Here is a 2,079-nt window from a genome sequence, read left to right on the forward strand (position 1 = left end):
TGCGTTACTACTTTGTGCCCTTTGTGGTTTATCCTTTTTTAATCGCAAAGAACGCAAAGAAATCGACCGCAAAGAACGCAAAGATTAAAGGAGAAAAGAATCATAGAAAATTCACGAAACTCCAGTACTATAAAAGATATGGGTAATGATTAGGATGAAAATCAGGGATGTTAAGCGTCTTGTCCATAGATTTTAATTTTTTTCTCTGCGTCTCTGTGTCTCTACGGTGAACGGTTACAAACAACGAAAGACCCGCAATGCACAAAAAAAAGGAAATTTTTGTCTCTGGTGAATAGATTTTAATTTTTTCTCTGCTAACTCTTTTGTCTGTACGGGGAAGGGTTACCAATATTACTTCCATAAATTTCTATCTAAACTGCGATATTGGATGGCTTCAGAGATATGTGTGGCGGTGATTGTATCTGTGTTTTCTAAATCACTGATGGTGCGGGCGACCTTTAATACTCGGTCATAAGTACGGGCTGAAAAACCTAATTTATCAATCGCTGTCCGAAGTAATTCTTTTCCCTGGTCTTCTACCTGACAATATTTTTTAATCTCACGGGGTCCCATTTGACTATTAGCATAAACCCTTTGATGAGATGAATCTCTTTGTTGTTGAATCTGACGGGCTTTATTGATTCTTTCACGGATGAGCGTTGATGATTCTTCTTGAGTTTCCCCTTCAAGGTCTTTATACTTCAGACCGGGCACTTCAATATGAATATCAATTCTATCCCACAGCGGCCCTGATATTTTCGCCAGATACTTTTGTATTTGAGTTGGGGTGCAACTACATTCTTTTGATGGGTCGGTTAGATTTCCACAAGGACAGGGATTCATTGCCGCAACCAACATAAATGAGGCGGGAAAGGTAAGCGAAGTACTTGCCCGTGAGATAGTTACCAGACCATCTTCTAAAGGCTGTCTTAATGATTCTAAGACATTGCGGGGAAATTCTGGCAGTTCATCAAGGAATAAAACACCATTGTGAGATAAACTTATCTCTCCTGGTTTAGGAACCTGGCCACCGCCGACTAATCCGGCATCTGAAATGCTGTGATGTGGTGCTCGAAAAGGCCGTGTCGTGAGTAAAGAACATTGATGAAAGACTAATCCGGCAATGGAATGAATCTTGGTTGTTTCAATCGCCTCGGATAATGATAATTCCGGTAAAATAGTTGGTATGCGTCTGGCTAACATTGTTTTTCCTGAACCTGGTGGTCCTATCATCAAAATATTATGTCCTCCAGCACAGGCAACTTCTATTGCCCTTTTGACATGAGCCTGTCCTTTTACCTCACAGAAATCTAAATCATATTTAGAGGTTTGAGAAAATAAAGCCTTAATATCTACGATATGCGGAGAGATACTTAATTCACCCGCAATAAATTTTACTGTTTCATATAATGTTTTGACTGGATAAACATTTATTCCTTCGACTACGGCGGCCTCTGGGGCATTGGCAAAAGGAACAATCAGGTTTTTAAATCCAGCCTCTTTAGCCGAGGAAGCAATCGGCAGTGCTCCTTTAATCGGTTTGACCGCTCCATCCAGGGATAATTCACCAACAATGAGATATTGAACTAAGGCTGTGGCAGGAATTTGTTGGGTAGTGGCAATCATCGCCAGGGCAATTGGCAGGTCAAAAAACGCACCTTCTTTTTTTATCTCGGCTGGGGCTAAGTTGACAACAACTCTTTTATTATACGGAAATTGACATTGCGAATTAACAATAGCAATCTTAACACGCTCTTTGCTTTCTTTCACCGCAGAATCAGGTAATCCCACAATATTAAAATAAGGCGTAGAACCAGTGGTATTTACCTCGACCGTAACAATATATCCATCTATACCGGATAATCCAGCACTATAAGATTTGGCTAACATTTATTCCTCAAGAAAAGGTCGGACACCGTTTCACCTTTTCTCTCATCTCCTTTATCCTCAAATTTGTAACCGTTCAGCCACAGAGGCACAGAGTTCACAGAGAATTAGAGAAATTAGCCACAAATGGACACGAATTAACCTGTGACATTCGATAAATGTAGTGCGAACCTTTAGGTTCGCTTTCCTGCT

Annotated in this window: 1 protein-coding gene; it reads right to left on the minus strand. The window is 40.4% G+C overall.

The annotated features are described in order from the left end of the window. Nucleotides 1-351: 351 nt before the first annotated feature. Nucleotides 352-1,890: a YifB family Mg chelatase-like AAA ATPase gene (locus tag AB1414_19845; GenBank protein MEW6609666.1), complete on the minus strand. Its 1,539-nt coding sequence runs from the start codon at nucleotides 1,888-1,890 to the stop codon at nucleotides 352-354. Between the last annotated feature and the right edge of the window lie 189 nt (nucleotides 1,891-2,079).

The organism is bacterium (assembly GCA_040755795.1).
Lineage (GTDB): Bacteria > UBA9089 > CG2-30-40-21 > CG2-30-40-21 > SBAY01 > JBFLXS01.